At 44.3% G+C, this 18,198-nt stretch carries 14 protein-coding genes and 1 pseudogene; 10 read left to right on the top strand and 5 right to left on the bottom strand.

Features of this window, described 5'->3' with window-relative positions; genetic code table 11:
- The first annotated feature begins 11 nt into the window (after positions 1-11).
- From HADU_RS02685 to HADU_RS02660, 5 genes are all read left to right on the top strand, one after another.
- Positions 12-923, top strand: coding sequence for a DMT family transporter (locus HADU_RS02685; RefSeq protein ID WP_034592114.1), 912 nt, complete (start codon positions 12-14; stop codon positions 921-923).
- 526 nt (positions 924-1,449) lie between these two features.
- Positions 1,450-2,388: a cation diffusion facilitator family transporter gene (locus HADU_RS02675; RefSeq protein WP_008303341.1), complete on the top strand. Its 939-nt coding sequence runs from the start codon at positions 1,450-1,452 to the stop codon at positions 2,386-2,388.
- Between the two features lie 502 nt (positions 2,389-2,890).
- On the top strand, positions 2,891-5,089 hold the full coding sequence (gene katG / locus HADU_RS02670; RefSeq protein ID WP_008303322.1) for a catalase/peroxidase HPI: 2,199 nt from the start codon (positions 2,891-2,893) through the stop codon (positions 5,087-5,089).
- 195 nt (positions 5,090-5,284) lie between these two features.
- The gene (locus HADU_RS02665; protein ID WP_008303320.1) at positions 5,285-6,946 is read left to right on the top strand and encodes an acyl-CoA dehydrogenase family protein; all 1,662 of its coding nucleotides are present in this window, start codon (positions 5,285-5,287) and stop codon (positions 6,944-6,946) included.
- Positions 6,947-7,101: 155 nt separating this feature from the next.
- Complete coding sequence (locus HADU_RS02660) at positions 7,102-7,287, top strand: hypothetical protein (RefSeq protein WP_008303319.1); 186 nt, start codon at positions 7,102-7,104, stop codon at positions 7,285-7,287.
- Positions 7,288-7,297: 10 nt separating this feature from the next.
- Here the strand turns inward: HADU_RS02660 and ptsP are convergent, their stop codons facing one another.
- Together ptsP and HADU_RS02650 are read right to left on the bottom strand one after the other, a co-directional pair.
- Positions 7,298-9,595: a phosphoenolpyruvate--protein phosphotransferase gene (gene ptsP, locus HADU_RS02655; protein WP_004813340.1), complete on the bottom strand. Its 2,298-nt coding sequence runs from the start codon at positions 9,593-9,595 to the stop codon at positions 7,298-7,300.
- 87 nt (positions 9,596-9,682) lie between these two features.
- Complete coding sequence (locus HADU_RS02650) at positions 9,683-10,165, bottom strand: RNA pyrophosphohydrolase (RefSeq protein WP_004813339.1); 483 nt, start codon at positions 10,163-10,165, stop codon at positions 9,683-9,685.
- Between the two features lie 180 nt (positions 10,166-10,345).
- Between HADU_RS02650 and HADU_RS02645 the strand changes: the two genes are divergently transcribed.
- Both HADU_RS02645 and HADU_RS02640 read left to right on the top strand, forming a co-directional pair.
- Positions 10,346-10,996, top strand: a complete 651-nt coding sequence (locus HADU_RS02645) for an HAD family hydrolase (RefSeq protein ID WP_008303318.1) — start codon at positions 10,346-10,348, stop codon at positions 10,994-10,996.
- A gap of 160 nt (positions 10,997-11,156) precedes the next feature.
- A complete protein-coding gene (locus HADU_RS02640) occupies positions 11,157-11,405 on the top strand; it encodes a DUF2789 family protein (protein WP_004813337.1) in 249 nt (82 codons plus the stop codon).
- Positions 11,406-11,463: 58 nt separating this feature from the next.
- Here the strand turns inward: HADU_RS02640 and ovoA are convergent, their stop codons facing one another.
- The 3 genes and pseudogenes from ovoA to HADU_RS02625 form a co-directional block, all read right to left on the bottom strand.
- On the bottom strand, positions 11,464-13,659 hold the full coding sequence (gene ovoA, locus HADU_RS02635; protein ID WP_008303317.1) for a 5-histidylcysteine sulfoxide synthase: 2,196 nt from the start codon (positions 13,657-13,659) through the stop codon (positions 11,464-11,466).
- A gap of 159 nt (positions 13,660-13,818) precedes the next feature.
- Positions 13,819-14,689: pseudogene (locus HADU_RS02630) on the bottom strand (LysR family transcriptional regulator).
- Between the two features lie 242 nt (positions 14,690-14,931).
- Positions 14,932-15,171 (bottom strand): DUF2061 domain-containing protein, encoded by a 240-nt coding sequence (locus tag HADU_RS02625; protein ID WP_008303316.1) that lies wholly within the window; start codon positions 15,169-15,171, stop codon positions 14,932-14,934.
- Between the two features lie 266 nt (positions 15,172-15,437).
- On the opposite strand from HADU_RS02625, the gene leuC reads away from it, so the two are divergent.
- The 3 genes from leuC (at position 15,438) to HADU_RS02610 (ending at position 18,193) form a co-directional block, all read left to right on the top strand.
- Complete coding sequence (gene leuC, locus HADU_RS02620; protein WP_008303315.1) at positions 15,438-16,871, top strand: 3-isopropylmalate dehydratase large subunit; 1,434 nt, start codon at positions 15,438-15,440, stop codon at positions 16,869-16,871.
- A 21-nt stretch (positions 16,872-16,892) separates the two neighbouring features.
- Positions 16,893-17,543: a 3-isopropylmalate dehydratase small subunit gene (leuD, locus tag HADU_RS02615; protein WP_008303314.1), complete on the top strand. Its 651-nt coding sequence runs from the start codon at positions 16,893-16,895 to the stop codon at positions 17,541-17,543.
- A gap of 86 nt (positions 17,544-17,629) precedes the next feature.
- Positions 17,630-18,193 carry a hypothetical protein gene (locus HADU_RS02610; RefSeq protein WP_004890345.1) on the top strand — a complete coding sequence of 188 codons (564 nt, stop codon included), beginning with the start codon at positions 17,630-17,632 and terminating at the stop codon, positions 18,191-18,193.
- The last annotated feature ends 5 nt before the right edge of the window (positions 18,194-18,198 follow it).

Genomic DNA, 18,198 nt, shown 5'->3' with positions numbered 1-18,198 from the left:
TTGAGCAGTTTATGAGTTCAAATTCATCATCTCCCATGATTGTCACGGCAAGTATTTATGCTTTGTTGGTACTCATTTGGGCAGCGACGCCACTTGCGATTGTCTGGAGTGTGGCGGAAGTGCATCCCATGTGGGTGCTGATCATCCGTTATTTTGGGGCATCCTTAATTGCCTTAGCCCTACTTAAAATCATGCGTGATCCGCTGCCATTTGACGCAGTGTCCATGAAAAGTTATTTGGCAGGTAGCTTAAACTTGATTGGCGCACAACTGTTTATTTATCTTGCTGCCAATTACTTAACTTCAGGTTTGATGGCATTGATTTTTGGCTTGTCACCGCTGATTGCGGGTTTAATCGGTCATGTGATTTTAAAGACTCATAAATTGGTGTGGTTGCAATGGCTCGGTATGGCGGTTGCGGTGAGTGGCTTAACGTTTGTATTTGCCGACTCTGCTGAAAGCAATGTCAATCCTTGGGGTGTGGTGCTGATGGTGATTAGTATGATCTCCTATATTAGCTCCATTTTCTGGGTCAAACAGATTAATGCACCGCTGAAGCCGATGTCGCAAGCCACAGGCTCATTGATGATTTCTGCTGTCGGTTCATTGGCACTGGTTCCTTTTATTTGGCAGCATTTTCCGACGCAAATGCCAAGTACAAATGCCATCATTGGGTTTATCTTTACTATGATTTTGTCGTCCATTGTGGCAATGCTGTGCTATTTCTGGCTCATTCGTCGTTTGGCAGCGTCGACAGTATCTTTAAGCAATGTGATGACACCTGTGATTGCATTGGTCTTGGGGGCAACCTTGAATAACGAATACATTAGTTCAAATGCCTTTGTTGGCATTGTGATCGTAATGTTTGGAATTGTGATGTATTTCTGGAAGGAATGGCGCGAGCAGTATTTTTCTAAATCCTAAGCTGTATTACTCAAATTAAAAAAATAATTTAGAAAGGAAGCCAAGGCTTCCTTTCTGGTTTTTGATGCAGAAAACCGGGTAGGGATGTCTTCTCTGCCCCTTTCAGAACGGCAGATGAGCTCAAATCCAGGCTTTAAGTCAAAGATAGTCGCATCAGATACAATAAACAGTATTTCCCGCATTGTTCAGTAATGTGCATCAAACCCAAAATTTGCTGCTGATGTTCCACATGGAACAGTTGCACCTGCTGCACATCCTCATAGTCAATAATCTAATGACAGATCCTCAGGACCTATACGTCATTCAGCAAATGAGGCGAAAACATACTGATTATGCTCACACTTCCAGTCAAAAAGTGTGCTGATCAGTACAGATGATAAACATTGTAAGGATAAAGATTCTTGGAAAAAATGAGAACAACAAAACGATAAACAATTTATGCCGGCAGTTTATTAAGATGCAATTAGATAAAATGAAAAATCAAATAGATCCATCTGTTTGACAATAAAAACCAGGACAAATTTGCATGTCGTCTGAATCTAATAAAATTGTGGTCTATGCAGCGTTATTTGGCAACCTGGCTATTGCGCTGGTTAAATTTGTCGCGGCCTATATTACCAATAGTTCTGCTATGTTGAGTGAAGCTATTCATTCGGTTGTAGATACCCTGAATGAAATTCTTCTGCTGCACGGCATGAAAAAATCTCAAAAACGCCCCGATGCATTGCATCCCTTTGGCTATGGTCGAGAGCTATATTTCTGGGCCTTTATCGTTGCTTTACTGGTCTTTGCTTTGGGCGCCATTGTATCAATCTATCAGGGTATCCAGCACATCATCCACCCTGAAGAAATGCGGGACCCGATGATCAACTATATTGTGCTCGGTATTGCGATATTATGTGAAGGAACTTCCTGGTTTGTGGCTTTAAAAGCCTTTCGCAAACACAAAGGCAAAATGGGATATTTTGAAGCTTTTAGACGCAGTAAAGATCCAACGACCTTTACTGTGTTATTTGAGGACACAGCTGCATTGATTGGACTTTTTATTGCGCTGGTGGGTATTTTCCTCGCACATCAGCTAAATATTCCTGAGCTGGATGGGGCGGCCTCAATTCTAATTGGTGTGGTACTCGCTGTATCGGCCTGGCTGTTGGCGCGTGAAACAAAAGGGCTGTTACTTGGTGAAACTGCAGATCCGAAACTGCGGGAAAATGTGCTGCTGATTGCGCAGGAGGATATCGCAGTATTTAGTGCCAATGGAGTACTGACCGAACAGATCGGTGCACATCAGGTGATTGCTTCTTTAAGCCTGGAGTTTATGGATAATCTGAATTCGGATGATATTGAAGCCTGCGTCAACCGGATCGAAGCGCAGATCAAACAGATCCATCCGGAAATTATTACCCTGTTTGTGAAACCACAAACTCAGGCCGTCTGGCTGGAACGTACCCAGGGACGTCTATAAGAAGCTATTTTTTTAATTGATATGGATAGAAAATATCTTCAAATAGCAGCCTTTTAAACTGCATATTCAGATCACTGTTTTAAATAGGCGTAGCGGCGTCTATTTTTGCCAATACCATCCCTAAAGACAACAGTAAGCAGACGCAAAAGTGCGTCTTGAACTAAAAATCTCAGGATTCAAATCAATCTTTGTAATGATTGCTAGACTCATGTTGTCGCTGGAGCGCCTTTCTTACATCTATGTTCTATAACTTTAGTCGAATAACAAAAGCAATCTTGAAGATGGTTTAATTTTCATCAACTCACCAGTTCTCTGCAATTTCCCCTAGAAAATTGCAAAAAATAAATAAACAATAGATTTACAAGCTTTTAGATAGAAGAAAACGATGGTTTGTATTCATAAAAATTGTTTTAGCTTGTCACATAAAAGGGGTATGTTGAAGTAAATAAGATGTTTAAACAGTTCAGATCAAACAGACTTTATAAAGTTTTGGAGCTACAAAATGACACAAGATTTGCAAGCATCCGGCTGCCCATTTCATCAAAAACACGAAGGTACAGCAGCAACAAATGCCAGCTCACACAATACGGATTGGTGGCCAAATGCGCTTAACCTCGACATTCTTTCTCAACACGATAGAAAAACCAATCCTTTTGATCCCGACTTTGATTATAAAGCAGCATTTAATTCCCTTGACCTTGAAGCAGTAAAACAAGACCTGCGTGAACTGATCACGACCAGCCAGGCATGGTGGCCAGCAGATTATGGCAGCTATATTGGTATGTTTGTTCGTACTGCCTGGCACTTGGCAGGTTCTTACCGTAAGCAGGATGGACGTGGTGGTGCCAATACGGGTAATCAGCGTTTTGCACCGTTGAACAGCTGGCCCGATAATGTCAATACCGATAAAGGCCGTCGTCTGTTATGGCCGATCAAGAAAAAATACGGTAACAAGCTCTCTTGGGGTGACCTGATTATCCTCGCAGGGACAGTGGCCTATGAAGTTGCAGGTTTGAAAACTTTCGGTTTTGCTGGTGGTCGTGAAGATATCTGGCATCCTGAAAAAGATGTGTACTGGGGTGATGAACGCCAATGGTTGGCACCGACCGAAAGCCGTTATGAAAATAACCAAGATCGTTCAACGCTAGAAAATCCTCTTGCTGCGGTGCAAATGGGTCTGATCTATGTCAATCCTGAAGGAGTGGATGGTGTACAGGATCCTTTACGTACGGCACAGGATATGCGAGTCACTTTCGACCGTATGGGCATGAATGACGAAGAAACAGTTGCCTTGACCGCAGGTGGTCATACCGTAGGTAAGTCACACGGCAATGGTAAAGCAGATTTGCTTGGACCAGATGTTGAAAGCGCAGATATCGAATTTCAGGGCTTGGGCTGGCATAACCCGGAAGGGACTGGTAACGCGGCGAATACCATGGTCAGTGGTCTGGAAGGTGCCTGGACCACCAACCCAACCAAATGGGACAATGAATTCTTCTATCTGCTGCTCAACTATGAATGGGAAAAAACTGTTAGCCCGGCAGGCGGGAAACAGTGGGAACCGATTAACATCAAGGAAGAAGACAAACCATTTGATGCGCATGATACCAGTGTACGCCGTAATCCGATGATGACCGACGCTGACATGGCACTGAAAATTGATCCGGAATACCGTAAAATTTCCGAGCGTTTCTACCGAGATCCGGCTTATTTCTCTGAAGTATTTGCACGCGCATGGTTCAAACTGACCCATCGTGATATGGGGCCAAAATCCCGTTACCTTGGCCCAGATGTACCAGCTGAAGATCTGATCTGGCAGGACCCAATTCCAAAAGTGGACTACACCTTGTCTGAGGCTGAAATTGAGGAACTCAAAGCAAAATTACTGATCAGTGGTTTAACCCCAACCGAACTGATCAATACGGCTTGGGATAGTGCACGTACTTACCGTGGTTCGGATTATCGTGGTGGTGCCAATGGAGCGCGTATCCGTCTAGAGCCACAACGTCAATGGGAAGGGAATGAACCGGAACGCCTGAATAAAGTATTGAACAAACTTGAGGAGATTCAGGCGGGTCTTGAGAAGAAAGTCAGCATTGCCGATCTGATTGTATTGGGCGGTAGCGCAGCGATTGAACAGGCAGCCAAAGCAGCAGGTGTAAATATCAAGGTGCCATTTACACCAGGCCGTGGCGATGCATCTCAGGAACAGACAGATGCCTATTCATTTGAAGACCTGTTACCGAAATACGATGGTTTCCGTAACTGGCTAAAAGATGAATATGTGGTTCAGGCTGAAGAGCTGCTAGTCGATCGTGCACAACTGTTAGGGCTGACTGCACCTGAGATGACTGCGCTGGTTGGGGGTATGCGTGTACTCGGAACCAACTATGGTGGTGCGCCAGAAGGTGTCCTCACCAACAATGTTGGTGTCTTAAGCAATGACTTCTTTGTGAACCTGACGGATATGAACTATCAATGGAAAGCAACTGGCCGTAACCAGTATGACATTGTTGAACGTGCGACAGGAGTGAAGAAATGGACTGCAACACGTGTAGACCTGGTCTTTGGTTCGAATTCGATTCTTCGTGCTTATGCAGAAGTATATGCTCAGGATGACAATAAAGAAAAATTCGTGCGTGACTTTGTCAAGGCATGGGTCAAAGTCATGAATGCAGACCGTTTTGATGTGAAACGATAATTTTTCGATCTTGAAATAGGAAACCGGTCCTAGGGCCGGTTTTTTATTACCTGAATTTTTATTGGTCAATCAGCTCATAGAACGACCAGTCATGAAAAATAGATGGTCTTACTGAAAACTTAATAGGTATTCGCCACTTTTTCTCTATACTGGACTGAAAACCACACAACAAAAATGAAGATTAAGGAAGATAAGATGAACACATGGACAACCCATCAGATCAGCAATCAGTTTGATGAAAAACAGGACTATAACCTGTTTGCAACTGATACCACTTTGCAGGAAATTTTGCAGAGCTATGGTAGTCAGGATCAGACAATTTTAAATGAAATGGGGCAGGTGGTCGGTTCATCAGAATATTATCAATATGCCGATCTGGCAAACCGGCATACGCCTATTCTGCATGCTTTTGATGCCCGTGGTCGCCGTCGTGATTACATTGAATTTCATCCTGCATGGCATCAATGGATGCGCATCAATCGTCAGTTTGATAGTCATGCACATCCTTTTAATCAGGCTGAATCAAAATCTAAATGGGTCGACTGGGCAGCACGGTTTTACCTGAGTGGACAGGTAGAATGTGGCAGTCTGTGCCCAACTTCGATGACCCTTGGCAGTATTCCCTTAATTCAGCGTGAACCGGAACTTTGGGCCAAAATCGGCGATAAATTATTATCTACTGAATACGATGAACGTGATCTGCCGATTGCCCAAAAAAAATCAATCTGGCTGGGTATGGGGATGACCGAAAAGCAGGGTGGTTCCGACGTTCGGGCGAATGAAACCTTTGCCATGCCTATCGGTGAATCAGGTCGAGGACAGGCTTATCTGCTGACCGGTCATAAATGGTTTTTTTCGGCACCGATGTGTGATGCTCATCTGGTCGTAGCGAAAACTGAACAGGATGGTCTGGCCTGTTTCTTTGTTCCACGTTGGCGTGAAGATGGAACCAAGAATAATATTCATGTACAGCGCCTCAAAGACAAAGTTGGGAATCGTAGCAATTCCAGCTCGGAAGTCGAGTTTCAGGAAGCTTGGGGCATCATGATCGGTGAAGCAGGACGGGGTATCCCCACCATTATTGAAATGGCGAATTATACCCGTCTGACCTGCTCGGTTGGCAGTACTGCGATGTTACGTCAGGCGCTGGTGCAATGTCTGGTCTATACCCGACAGCGTAAAGCTTTTGGCAAGCATCTGGCAGCACAGCCCTTAATGCAGGCAGTACTGGTTGATCTGGCACTGGAAACAGAAGCGGCAATGCAGTTGAGTTTCTATCTGGCTTCCTGTTATGAAAATGATGATGCCTTGTCACTGGCCTGGAAGCGGATTATGACCCCGGCGTCCAAGTTCTGGACCTGCAAACGTACCGTAGAATTGACCGGTGAAACCATGGAAGTCTTTGGTGGCAATGGCTATGTCGATCATGGCATCATGGCACGAATTTTCAAAGAAGCGCCAGTGAATACCATTTGGGAAGGCTCAGGCAATGTCATGTGTCTGGATGTACTGCGTGCCATTGGTCGTGAACCGGAATCGATTGACATACTGTTTCAGGATCTGGCTGCTACTGCAATGCAGGATGAAAGACTGAAACAGGAACTTCAAACGCTGTTTAAACTGTTCCAGCAGCCTGCAGATGAACTGCAATTTATGGGGCGCAGTCTGGTCAGCCGTTTAACTCTTTTAGCTCAAGCTGTATTGTTAAAACGTCATGCACCTGAATTTATTTTTAATGCATTTATTCAGACCCGATACAGTGAGTTTCATGGGCGAGTAGTAGGTATGATGAGTGCCAAACAAGGAGATGTAGAGAGGATTTTGGAACGGGCTTTAGCTCAAGACTCATCTTCATGAAATATTAAAAAGGAGGAGAGAATAGCTTCTTTTTAAAAGCTATTCTCTAATCTTTCAAATCCTAAAAATATTGAAAACCACTTGAAATATGTTGAATAGAGCGCAATATATGTACAGTGTCAATTCAGATGCTATGTCAAAAAACAGGTGAAAAGATGACAAAGAAAAAACAGCTGCCAGAAGCAGTAATACATAACTTTGTGGCCAAACACATGCATGAGGTCAACAAAAGCCAAGTGTTTACGGACCGCAAAAAAGATGCAAAACGTGGCTATAGCAAGCACAAAAAAGGGAGATACTCAAATGACTATCTCCCTTTTTGTTTATGGCAGTTTTGCTAAATTTAGCAGCTTAAGCTCCCACGATTCGGGTCGCGCCTTTCACCATATCTCCCAGACCATGCGTGCGGAAATAATGTTCCATCCAGCTTTTTACGACCAGCGGATTATCCAGTTTTAGAACATGTTCCAATAAGTCCTGAGCATCCGGCATGGGGACATGACAAATCGTCTTACGCACCCGCAGAATATTACTTGAACTCATTGACAGGGTATTAAAGCCCATGGCCATCAGCAGCACAGCCGAAATCGGATCACCTGCCATTTCCCCGCATATACTGATCGGTTTTTCATTACGATGACAATCCTGTACCAAACGGGTCAGGGCACGTAAAACGGCAGGGTGCAAATGCGAATAAACGTTGGCGACACGCGGGTTATTACGATCCACTGCCAGTAAATATTGGGTCAAGTCATTAGAGCCGACCGAGAAGAAGTCGACAAATTCAGAAAATTCATCAATCTGATACAGGACACTCGGCACTTCTAGCATGATACCAATTTTAGGCTTGGTGATCTTGACCTGTTCTTCTTCCTGGACTGCAACCCAGTCACGCTCCAGCAAATATAGTGCTTCTTCTACTTCGCTGACACTGGTGATCATTGGTAGCAGGATATGTAGATTATTCAGTCCAATACTGGCTTTTAACATCGCACGAATTTGCGAAGAGAAAATTTCTGGATGATCGAGGGTAAAACGAATCCCGCGCCAGCCCAATGCCGAATTTTCTTCTTCAATCGAGAAGTATGGCAGGTCTTTATCTGCCCCAATATCGAGGGTACGCATCACCACCGGTTTGTTGGCGAAATGAGTAAGTTGCTGGCGGTAAATGGCACGCTGTTCTTCTTCACCCGGGAAGCGGTCGCGCAGCATAAACGGAATTTCAGAACGGTATAAACCGACGCCTTTGGCACCGCGCTGTACACCGCGTACCACATCAATCATCAAGCCTGTATTCACGAACAAGCGTACAGCTACACCATCTGGGGTAATCGCATCCTTGGTTTCATACTGACGCAGATCTTTGGCGAGCTGTTCTTCTTCTTTCTGAATTTCTTTATAACGGGTACGCAGACGACGTGGCGGATTGATAAATACCCGACCCTGATGCGCATCAACAATCATTTCGACATCATCAAGGGTATTGATAGGTAATTCGGTCACACCCACTACGGTCGGAATACCGAGTGCACGCGCGACAATCACCATATGTGAATTCATTGCACCTTCAGTGGTGACAATCGCTGCAATTTTATCAACGGGTAATTCTACCAGCGCTGCGGTCGAGATTTCCTCGCCAATCAGGATGCTTTCATCGGTCAGTTCACGATGGCTTTCATCAGCTTCCTGTAATTTAGCCAGAATCCGGCGGCCTAAATCTTTCAGGTCAGCAACACGTTCACGTAAATAGTCATCTTCCATCTGGGCAAACTGCGCCACATGGTTTTCAATGACAATTCGTACCGCTCCTTGCGCCCAGTGACCTTCACGGATCAGTTCCTTGATTTCAGCTGGCAGGGCATTTTCGTCCAGCATACGCAGGAACACACTGAACAGTGCACGTTCCTCAGCCATGAGAGCATCCTGCATCTTGTCATCGAGAGACTGGATTTCCTCACGTACGGAATTTAGCGCGTTGTCGAGCAGGGCAAGCTCTTCGCTGATGTCATCCGCTTCACGATCCGGAACAGCACCCAGATCCGCAGGCGGATAAAGAATCACGGCACGACCTAGAGCAATACCACCTGAACCTGATACGCCCTGGAAGGTTTTATAAGCAGGCAGATTGCTAGGTTTGCGGAACACGTCAATATTGCCGACTGCATGGGCATGGGCAATTACACCGGAGAGCTGAGCACAGAGCGTCACTAAGAAGGATTCAGCAGCTTCTGAGAAATCCTGAGGTTCTTTATTCTGAACAACAAGAACGCCCATGACCTTACGGCGGTACATGACCGGAACGCCAAGGAAAGAGTTATAAATTTCTTCCCCCGTTTCAGGTAAATACAAGAAACGCTCATGTTTCGGGGCATTGTCAAGGTTGACGATTTCCTCGCGCTGTCCGACCAGCCCCACCAGACCTTCACCGGTTTGCAGCGACACATGGCCCACCGCTTCAGGTTTTAGGCCCTTAGATGCCATCAGTAGATAGCGCTGGTTGCGCTCATCCAGCAGATAAATGGAGCAGACGTCGACCTGCATCGCCTGGGCTACCTGATTAACCATAATGTCGAGCGATTCATGCAAACTGGCTGACGCATTGATCTCTTGAACAATACGTCTCAGGGTCTCCAGTTGCATATTCGACATTCGCGCTGCTCCTTCGTAATTTAGGGTCCGGTATCTTCTTTATTTATAACAATAACTGCCTAAAAAATCTGCATATTTATGCAATTCTTAAGGTTTTTCCTTGGGAAGTTGCTGACACAGTTCTACCATGGCCTTGCGGTATACGTCACGTTTAAAATTCACGACCTGACCGAGCGGGTACCAGTAACTGACCCACTGCCATTGATCAAATTCGGGCGGGTCAGACAGATCAAGCTGAATGTTCTGTACTGACGCCGTCAGTTTGAGTAAAAACCACTTTTGTTTCTGTCCGATACACACCGGATCTGAATCCGTACGAATGTACCGGTGCGGCAAACGATAACGCAGCCAGCCTTTGGTTTGCGCTATAATTTGGACATGTTCGGGCAGTAAGCCGACTTCTTCTCTCAGCTCACGGTAGAGTGCCTGCTCAGGGGTTTCTCCATATTGGATACCTCCTTGTGGAAATTGCCATGCATTGTGTCCAATGCGCTTCGCCCATAAAACCTGTCCAGCATCGTTTGCCAAAATGATCCCGACATTCGGTCGGAAACCTTCAGAGTCGATCATTTGGCACCTAATATTGTGTAATTTATGCCTTTGCCCTCGGGGATTTTTATTTCTGTATCCAGCACGAAAAAAGCAAAGTTTAAAAATGTTAAAATTGCTATGATCTTAACGAATTTCTATCGACTAGCGGAGATAGATTTACAATTTTTTTCTTAAATTTCAGTTTTTACGAGTATTTTCATGAAATTGGCGCTATTTGATCTCGATCACACCTTGTTAAATACAGATTCGGATCATTCTTGGGGGGAATTCTTGGTCAACGAGGGCCTGGTTGACCCTGTTCATCACCGTGCCATGAATGACAAGTTCTATGAAGATTATAAAAAAGGTCAGCTGGATCCCTATGCCTATAATGAATTTGTCTTTGAATTTTTAACCAAACATGACAATGATTATCTGACTGAACTACATCAACTATTCATGCAAAAAGTCATTCGTCCCCAAATGCGTCCAGAAGGTTTTAAGGCAATTGAACGTCACCGTGAAGCAGGACATGAATTGGTCGGTATTACCGCAACTTCTGACTTTATTACTGCGCCAATTTTCCGTGAATTTGGTATTACTGAAATTATCGCGACGAATGCTGAAATTGTTGATGGTAAATATACCGGTAAAGTGATCAATACTGCCTGTTACCAGAAAGGCAAACTGATCCGCCTGGAACAGTGGCTGGAAGGCCGTGATGTGACCGAGTCCTGGGCCTATTCGGATTCAATCAATGACCGCTTCTTGCTGGAACATGCCGATCATGCCATTGCAGTCAATCCGGATGATCGTTTAGAAGCACTGGCGAAAGAGCAGGGCTGGGAAATTCAGGACTGGTCAATTTAATCATCTGAAGCGTTCAAATTTGTGAAGCACAACTCAGGTTGTGCTTTTTTATGTGCACAGATTCAAGGTGAAAAATAAACTATTGTCACACTCGCTCACTGCAGCTCATGCTAAGCTTAACTTGCATAATGAGAATAAGGGAAACTCAGAGGTAGTTGAAATGAATAAAGTAAGACCACGCATGACGCACCTATTTGAACAGTTGGGCCTGGATGCCAGTGAGGAAGGAATTGCAACCTTCATTAACGATCATCAGCTGCATAAGGATTTTAATCTGCTGGATGCACCCTACTGGTCTGAGGCACAGCGCCAGTTTCTCGCTGAAAAGATTGCGTCTGATGGTGAATGGGCCATCGTGGTAGACCAACTGAATGAATCCCTGCATGAGGATGCGACCATCGAAATCTGAATGTATCTTAAAACCAAAAGCCAGTCCGATGACTGGCTTTTTATTTGATTTCGGCGTTTTAACGTATGCGTTTCCATAAAGTGACCTGTGACAGGGTATGCTGATATTTACGCGCTGTTTCACGGATCACAAAAGGAATATCTATAGGTTCAGCCAGCATTTCAAAATGTGGACTCAATAATTTCTGTATTCCATCTAAGGTCGTACAATTTTCTCCAGCCCGCTGAAAACCGCCCAGCCATTCACTACGCGCGGTATGTTCGTCCAGCCAGGTATAAGGTGAAGCCAGCATCAGAATACCGCCAATATTCAGTCGCTGATGAATCTCGTGCAAAAAGGCTTTAGGGTGGTGCAGCCGGTCAATCAGATTGGCTGCCAGAATGAAATCATATTCCTTAAATTGCGGTTTTAGATTACAGGCATCCGCCTGATAAAACTCGACCTTGTGAGCAACCTGATCAAGTCCAGTCTCTTGCAGTGAACAGGATTTATATTCGACCAGTTCACCTTCAACCGGAATGGTATAACCTAAAGTTTCACCTTGCGCTAAGGCTATACCTTGCTGAATAAAACGTGCCGAGAAATCTAGACCTGTTACCTGTTCAAAATGCTGCGCCAGTTCAAAGCTGGCGCGTCCTGTGGCACAGCCAAGATCAAGTGCTTTTTTTCTGGCAGTTTTTACAAAATAAGGCTCGGCGAGGATAATGAGAGACCTGGCAAAATTCGGAACGCCAAAATACTCCTGACCATACTGAAATTCCAGATACTGCGAAATCAGTTCATCCGTCTGATAATGTGAATGATAAGGTGAAACTGGTTCATCTGATCCAGCCACATAGCGAAAACCCGCATGCTGGAAAAAGTGTCGTCTAAAGGCATAGCGGGAACTATGCAAAGCTTCATTACCGCCTGAAATCCAGGAACCGCCTTTAATCAGATTATGCCGATCATCGAAGGTTGGGGTACTAAAGTCATCATAAATTGGATGGACCTGAAAACCTTCAAAGGGATAGATTGCAGTTTCAGTCCATTGCCAGACATTGCCTTGTACATCATAAAACTCGCCTTGCTGGAACTGATGTACCGGACAAGGATTAGGTGCATGTTGCAAGGCAATATTAGCTTCTAAAGGCAGCGGTCGTTTAGGATCCAGGCCGACATGGTCATACAGCCGATACCATTCATCTTCGTTCGGCAAACGGATTGATTCACCGGTTTGTAGTGATTTCCAGTTACAAAAGGCTTTAGCTTCGTGGTAATTCACCTCGACTGGCCAATCCCACGGCATCGGAATTTCTTCCAGCATGATACGTAAATGCCAGCCATCCTCTTTTTTGATCCAGAAGCTTGGATGTTGCGCTTCAATAAATTCCAGCCAGGCTTTACCTTCTTCACTCCAGTATTCTGACTGCTGATAACCATCAGCTTCGACAAAGTTGAAAAATTCCTGATTGGACACCAGAAATTGTGATGCCTGAAACGCGTTGATTTCAGCTTCATGCAGACCGTATTCATTGTCCCAGCCATAATATGGATCAGTGAAATTTTTATTCAGTCGAACCGTTCCCGCAGGAACAGGAAGAAGCTGATTTTCTGGTGCAGGGCCAGTCAGGATTCGGGCATGCCATAGTGGATGATTTTGCACATATTGCAGTTGATGTTGTCGAATCAATACCGACGAAGTTTCCAGGTGGATCCGTTCATGCTCAATACCCATCAGGATTGACCACCATGGATTCTGCCAGTTGAGGGGGAGTTCTAAAGATGCATTTTCTATGATCTTCAGTACCAAGGCTCGTACCCGGTGCCGATACGCTTTTACTTCACTGACTTCAGGCCAGTCATAATTCTGATCATCCAGATCGTCCCAGCTCATCTCATCTACACCGATGGCAAAGATACTTTCCATATATGGATTCAGCTGTTCAGGAATCAGTTTGCTGAGCAGCAGTTTATTGACAAAAAAAGTAGCGGTATGACCGAAATAGAAAATCAGCGGATGACGCAGGCTAATCGGTTTGACATAAAATGCTTCTTCATTGCGCAGACAGTCAAACAGGGATTCGTAGGTGTCAAAGGTATTCAGGAAATATTCACGAATCACATGGCGCGCTGTGGAAATGTCTTCAAAGTTTAAATTAGGTGTTGGAAGCAGGCGAATTTTGCCCTGTTGCCAAGGGCTGTCGTCTGCTAAATATGTAGGTGACTTACTATTTGGCTGGTTAGATTTAAATAAGGTTGAATCGGGCTGCATCCATCAGACTCCATTAAGAATTTTAAGATATTCCACTGGTAAGTCCGCGCAGGGAATATCTTAAACTTAATGCAAAGCAGGATGCAGTTGTTGCTCATTTAGGTAACAAAATGCTGCGAATTGAATCCATCGCAGCCTCTTATTTTAAAATGAAGTGACTTAGAGTTTAGGTTGTTGCATTAACTCAACCAGGGCCTGTGCGGCTTTGGACTGGGTACGTCCCGGATGCCAGACCATGCCGAGCTGGCGGTTCATTTCCAGAGGAATATCCAGCTGTTGCAAGTCATGATTTACAAGAGTTTGTGGTAGTACTGACCAGCCCAGACCAATGGAAACCAGCATGCGGATCGATTCGAGTGGATTATTACTCATGGTGATCTTTGGTTTGACGCCACGCTTTTCAAACTCTGCCATGGTAATTTGCGTGGTATAGGTTTGTGCAGACGGTAACAGGCTCGGGTAATGCACCAGATCTTCTAGTGACAGATTCTTCTGCTGGGCCAATGGATGGAATGGAGCAACTACAAACACCAATGGATCGTTCCAGATAGTCACATAGTTCAGCCGTTCATCGCCATGTGGAGGTAAAGTCAGAAAAGCCAGTTCCAAGTCACCGGCAATCACCTGTTCATGTGCCTGTTCAGAATCAACAAAGTGCACATCCAGGGTCACATCCGGATATTGCAGTACATACTGACGCAAATGTGCTGGAAGGTGATGCAGACCAATATGATGACTGGTACCAATTTTCAGTTTGCCCTGAATCTGGCCTTGTTCATGACTGAGAGTATGATGAATATCGCCCAGTTCATTCAGCCAGTTTTTCACTTTGGGTAACAGCGAATGTGCGGCATGGGTTGCTTGTACACCACGACCAGCTGATTCAAATAGCTTGACTCCAAAAATACTCTTCCAGACTATGAATCCGTTTGGTCACGGCGGGTTGAGTAATAAAAAGCTGATCTGCCGCCAGAGAAATTGATCCGGTTTCCATGACTTTTACAAAGGCTTCAAAGGCTGCGAGATTCATCTTAATCACCTATAAAGATTTTTTATGCGTATCTCTATTGTTGTAATATTTTAAGAATAAATCAAAGGAAAAGTTGTATCTATTGCTGTAAAATCCGACATTCATTGATTGCTAATACAATAGATCGGTGGAAATGGCGGCTTGAACCCAGAAAAATATTTTATAAAAATCGGATATGCATCAATAAAAAAAGCCACCGAGGGTAAGCGGTGGCAAAACGAGGAATAAGGACAGAAAAGAATTTAGGCTGTGATTTCCTCATTATTGTTCTGTTCAGATTTAGCCTCCCAGGCTTTTTCGTGGAAGAAGAAAGCAACAGCCTGAACAGTCGGTTCTAATAAACTTAATGCAATTGCCATGGCTAAACTACCCGTCACAAAATAACCGACTAACATGGCTACCGTGATGTGCATGATGTAGTAACTCAAGGTTTTCTTGAACATACGCTGATTATCTACAACAAATTTTTGAACATGTGCCATATCGATATTCCTCAAAAAATAAATTCAATGTTTTCTGTATGAATAAATAATAATAATTCTCATTTAATTTGTAAAAACGTATATTTTGCAAAAAATGATCGGAAAATTAGATTAAATAAAAATCAATATCGGTCTGTTTAGAATCCAATTTTAAAGATTCCAAAAAGTTTATTAACTAATAAAAATGATAAATTAGATTTATGTGACCGCAGCGATATAATCAAAATTAGAGATAGAATTTACCCAGTCCAGTGGAGTACATCGACATGGCAGGCGAGACCCAAACAGCAAAAACATTATACGATAAGTTATGGGATGACCATTTAGTAAAACAGCGTGACGATGGTTCAGCTTTACTTTATATCGACCGTCATTTATTGCATGAAGTAACTTCTCCGCAGGCATTCGAAGGCTTACAACTGGCGGGTCGTAAACCATGGCGTTTAAGCGCGAACGTGGCAACGCCAGACCATAACGTACCGACTTCTACCAAAGAACGTTCAGAAGGTATTTCTGGGATTGAAGATGAAACTTCACGTATCCAGGTACAAACCTTAGATGACAACTGTAAAACTTTTAATGTGGTGCAGTTTGACATTAATGATGTTCGCCAAGGTATTGCGCATGTTGTGGGTCCAGAACAGGGCTTGACCTTGCCAGGCATGACGGTGGTATGCGGTGACTCACATACTGCAACGCATGGTGCTTTCGGCTGTTTGGCACATGGTATCGGGACTTCTGAAGTTGAGCATGTATTGGCAACCCAATGCCTGGTTCAAAAGAAAATGAAAAACATGCTGGTACGTGTTGACGGTAAACTGGGTCAAGGCGTAACTCCAAAAGATGTGGTTTTAGCCATCATTGGCAAAATCGGGACTGCGGGTGGTACAGGCCATGCCATCGAATTTGGCGGTCAGGTCTTCCGCGACATGTCGATCGAAGGTCGTATGACCGTATGTAATATGGCGATCGAAGGCGGTGCCCGTGTTGGTATGGTCGCAGTCGATGATAAAACCATTGAATATGTGAAAAACCGTCCATATGCACCGAAAGGTGAGCAGTGGGATCAAGCGGTTGCTTACTGGAATACCTTGCATTCTGATGAAGGTGCGCACTTTGATACCGTTGTGGTATTACAAGGTGAAGAGATTGAACCACAAGTATCTTGGGGGACTTCTCCTGAAATGGTGATTCCAGTCTCTCAGGCAGTGCCTACTTTAGAACAGGCAAAAGATGACGTACAACGCAATGACTGGACACGTGCTTATCAATACATGGGTTTAACTGCTGGTCAGGCCTTGTCTGATATCCAGTTAGACCGTGTATTTATCGGCTCTTGTACCAATTCACGTATTGAAGATATTCGTGCTGCGGCTGAAGTGGCGAAAGGTAAAAAGGTTGCACCGAGCATTAAACAGGCGATGGTCGTTCCAGGTTCTGGTTTGGTCAAAGCACAAGCTGAAGCTGAAGGTTTAGATAGAATCCTGATTGAAGCAGGCTTTGAATGGCGTGAGCCGGGTTGTTCAATGTGCTTAGCCATGAACGCTGATAAGTTACAGCCGGGCGAGCACTGTGCATCTACCTCGAATCGTAACTTCGAAGGTCGTCAGGGCAATGGCGGTCGTACCCACTTGGTGAGCCCAGCAATGGCAGCAGCAGCAGCAATTGCCGGTCACTTTGTTGATGTACGTTCATTCTAATCGGCTAATAGGAGCAAAGACATGAAAGCTTATACCGTTGAACAAGGTATCGTTGCACCATTAGACCGTGCCAATGTAGATACCGACTTAATTATTCCAAAACAGTTTTTAAAATCGATCAAACGTACCGGTTTTGGTGAAAATTTATTTGATGAATTGCGTTACCTGGATGAAGGTTATTTAGGTCAGGATAATTCAAAACGTCCCTTAAACCCTGATTTTGAGTTAAACAAACCACGTTACCAAGGTGCATCAATTTTAATTTCACGTGCAAACTTCGGTTGTGGTTCAAGCCGCGAGCATGCGCCATGGGCATTGAATGAATACGGTTTCCGTACCGTCATTGCTCCGAGCTATGCGGATATTTTCTTCAATAACAGCTTTAAAAACGGCATGTTGCCAGTAATCCTGTCTGAAGAAATTGTTGACCAGTTATTTAAAGAATGTGCTGCGACTGAAGGTTATCAATTAACAATTGATCTTGCAGCGCAAGAAGTGCGTACCCCGTCAGGTGAAAGTTTCAAGTTTGAAGTTGATCCATTCCGCAAGCATTGTCTTTTAAACGGTTTGGATGACATCGGTTTAACTTTGCAGGATGCCGATGCGATTCGTGCTTATGAAGAAAAAACCAAACAATCGCGCCCTTGGGTATTTGCAGAAATTAGTGGCTAAATCTAGTTAAATTGTCATAGCGGGAAAGTCTAACCCTTGCTAATATCGTGAAATCATGGAAATTTCGTTTGGGTTAGACATTCAGCATGGCCAGCTATTGGAAACAGTTATTTGCATTGGGTACGGTTTCGATGTTAATGACAGCATGTCAGACCATCGATACGATACAGTTGAAGAAATTGACAGATTCGGCTGTAAATAGTTCAGATGCCCTGATTTATTGTTCAGGTACCCACGATTGTAATTTTGAACGTATGGATGATATCAAGATCATCAATGCTGAAAAACGACATGTGGAGAGTGAAGCGCTCAAGCTCAAGCTTGTGCGTTTACAAGCAAAAAGCCTGAAAGAGCCTAATCCGGTTTACCTGTCGGTACCCGCGGGGCAGCATGAACTGGTGGTACGCTTTTATCCGATTAGTCCGGATAAGGCCGAAGTTCTACATGTATTCCAGAACTTCCAGGCCAAGCATAAGTACACCTTTAAGATGTATCGTCAGCGCTCGACTCGAAACACCAGCTTATTGCAGGCCTCTGCACCTGATCCACTGTGTGTAGATCTGTTGCAAAACACCAAAATAATTCGACGCTTCTGCAAGCCATACAATGTTGAAACTGGCATTGCTGAGTTTGTAGAACAGAAAATTTAACCCAG

It is taken from the genome of Acinetobacter sp. HA (genome assembly GCF_000264725.1).
Classification (GTDB): domain Bacteria; phylum Pseudomonadota; class Gammaproteobacteria; order Pseudomonadales; family Moraxellaceae; genus Acinetobacter; species Acinetobacter schindleri.
The sequence above is the reverse complement of the archived record's forward strand: the minus strand, read 5'-3'. Positions and strand labels throughout refer to the sequence as shown.

Coding starts and splice junctions, on each gene's coding strand:
- HADU_RS02685 (WP_034592114.1), top strand. CDS start 12: ATGAGTTCAAATTCATCATCTCCCATGATTGTCACGGCAAGTATTTAT.
- HADU_RS02675 (WP_008303341.1), top strand. CDS start 1,450: ATGTCGTCTGAATCTAATAAAATTGTGGTCTATGCAGCGTTATTTGGC.
- katG (WP_008303322.1), top strand. CDS start 2,891: ATGACACAAGATTTGCAAGCATCCGGCTGCCCATTTCATCAAAAACAC.
- HADU_RS02665 (WP_008303320.1), top strand. CDS start 5,285: ATGAACACATGGACAACCCATCAGATCAGCAATCAGTTTGATGAAAAA.
- HADU_RS02660 (WP_008303319.1), top strand. CDS start 7,102: ATGACAAAGAAAAAACAGCTGCCAGAAGCAGTAATACATAACTTTGTG.
- ptsP (WP_004813340.1), bottom strand. CDS start 9,595: ATGTCGAATATGCAACTGGAGACCCTGAGACGTATTGTTCAAGAGATC.
- HADU_RS02650 (WP_004813339.1), bottom strand. CDS start 10,165: ATGATCGACTCTGAAGGTTTCCGACCGAATGTCGGGATCATTTTGGCA.
- HADU_RS02645 (WP_008303318.1), top strand. CDS start 10,346: ATGAAATTGGCGCTATTTGATCTCGATCACACCTTGTTAAATACAGAT.
- HADU_RS02640 (WP_004813337.1), top strand. CDS start 11,157: ATGAATAAAGTAAGACCACGCATGACGCACCTATTTGAACAGTTGGGC.
- ovoA (WP_008303317.1), bottom strand. CDS start 13,659: ATGCAGCCCGATTCAACCTTATTTAAATCTAACCAGCCAAATAGTAAG.
- HADU_RS02625 (WP_008303316.1), bottom strand. CDS start 15,171: ATGGCACATGTTCAAAAATTTGTTGTAGATAATCAGCGTATGTTCAAG.
- leuC (WP_008303315.1), top strand. CDS start 15,438: ATGGCAGGCGAGACCCAAACAGCAAAAACATTATACGATAAGTTATGG.
- leuD (WP_008303314.1), top strand. CDS start 16,893: ATGAAAGCTTATACCGTTGAACAAGGTATCGTTGCACCATTAGACCGT.
- HADU_RS02610 (WP_004890345.1), top strand. CDS start 17,630: ATGGCCAGCTATTGGAAACAGTTATTTGCATTGGGTACGGTTTCGATG.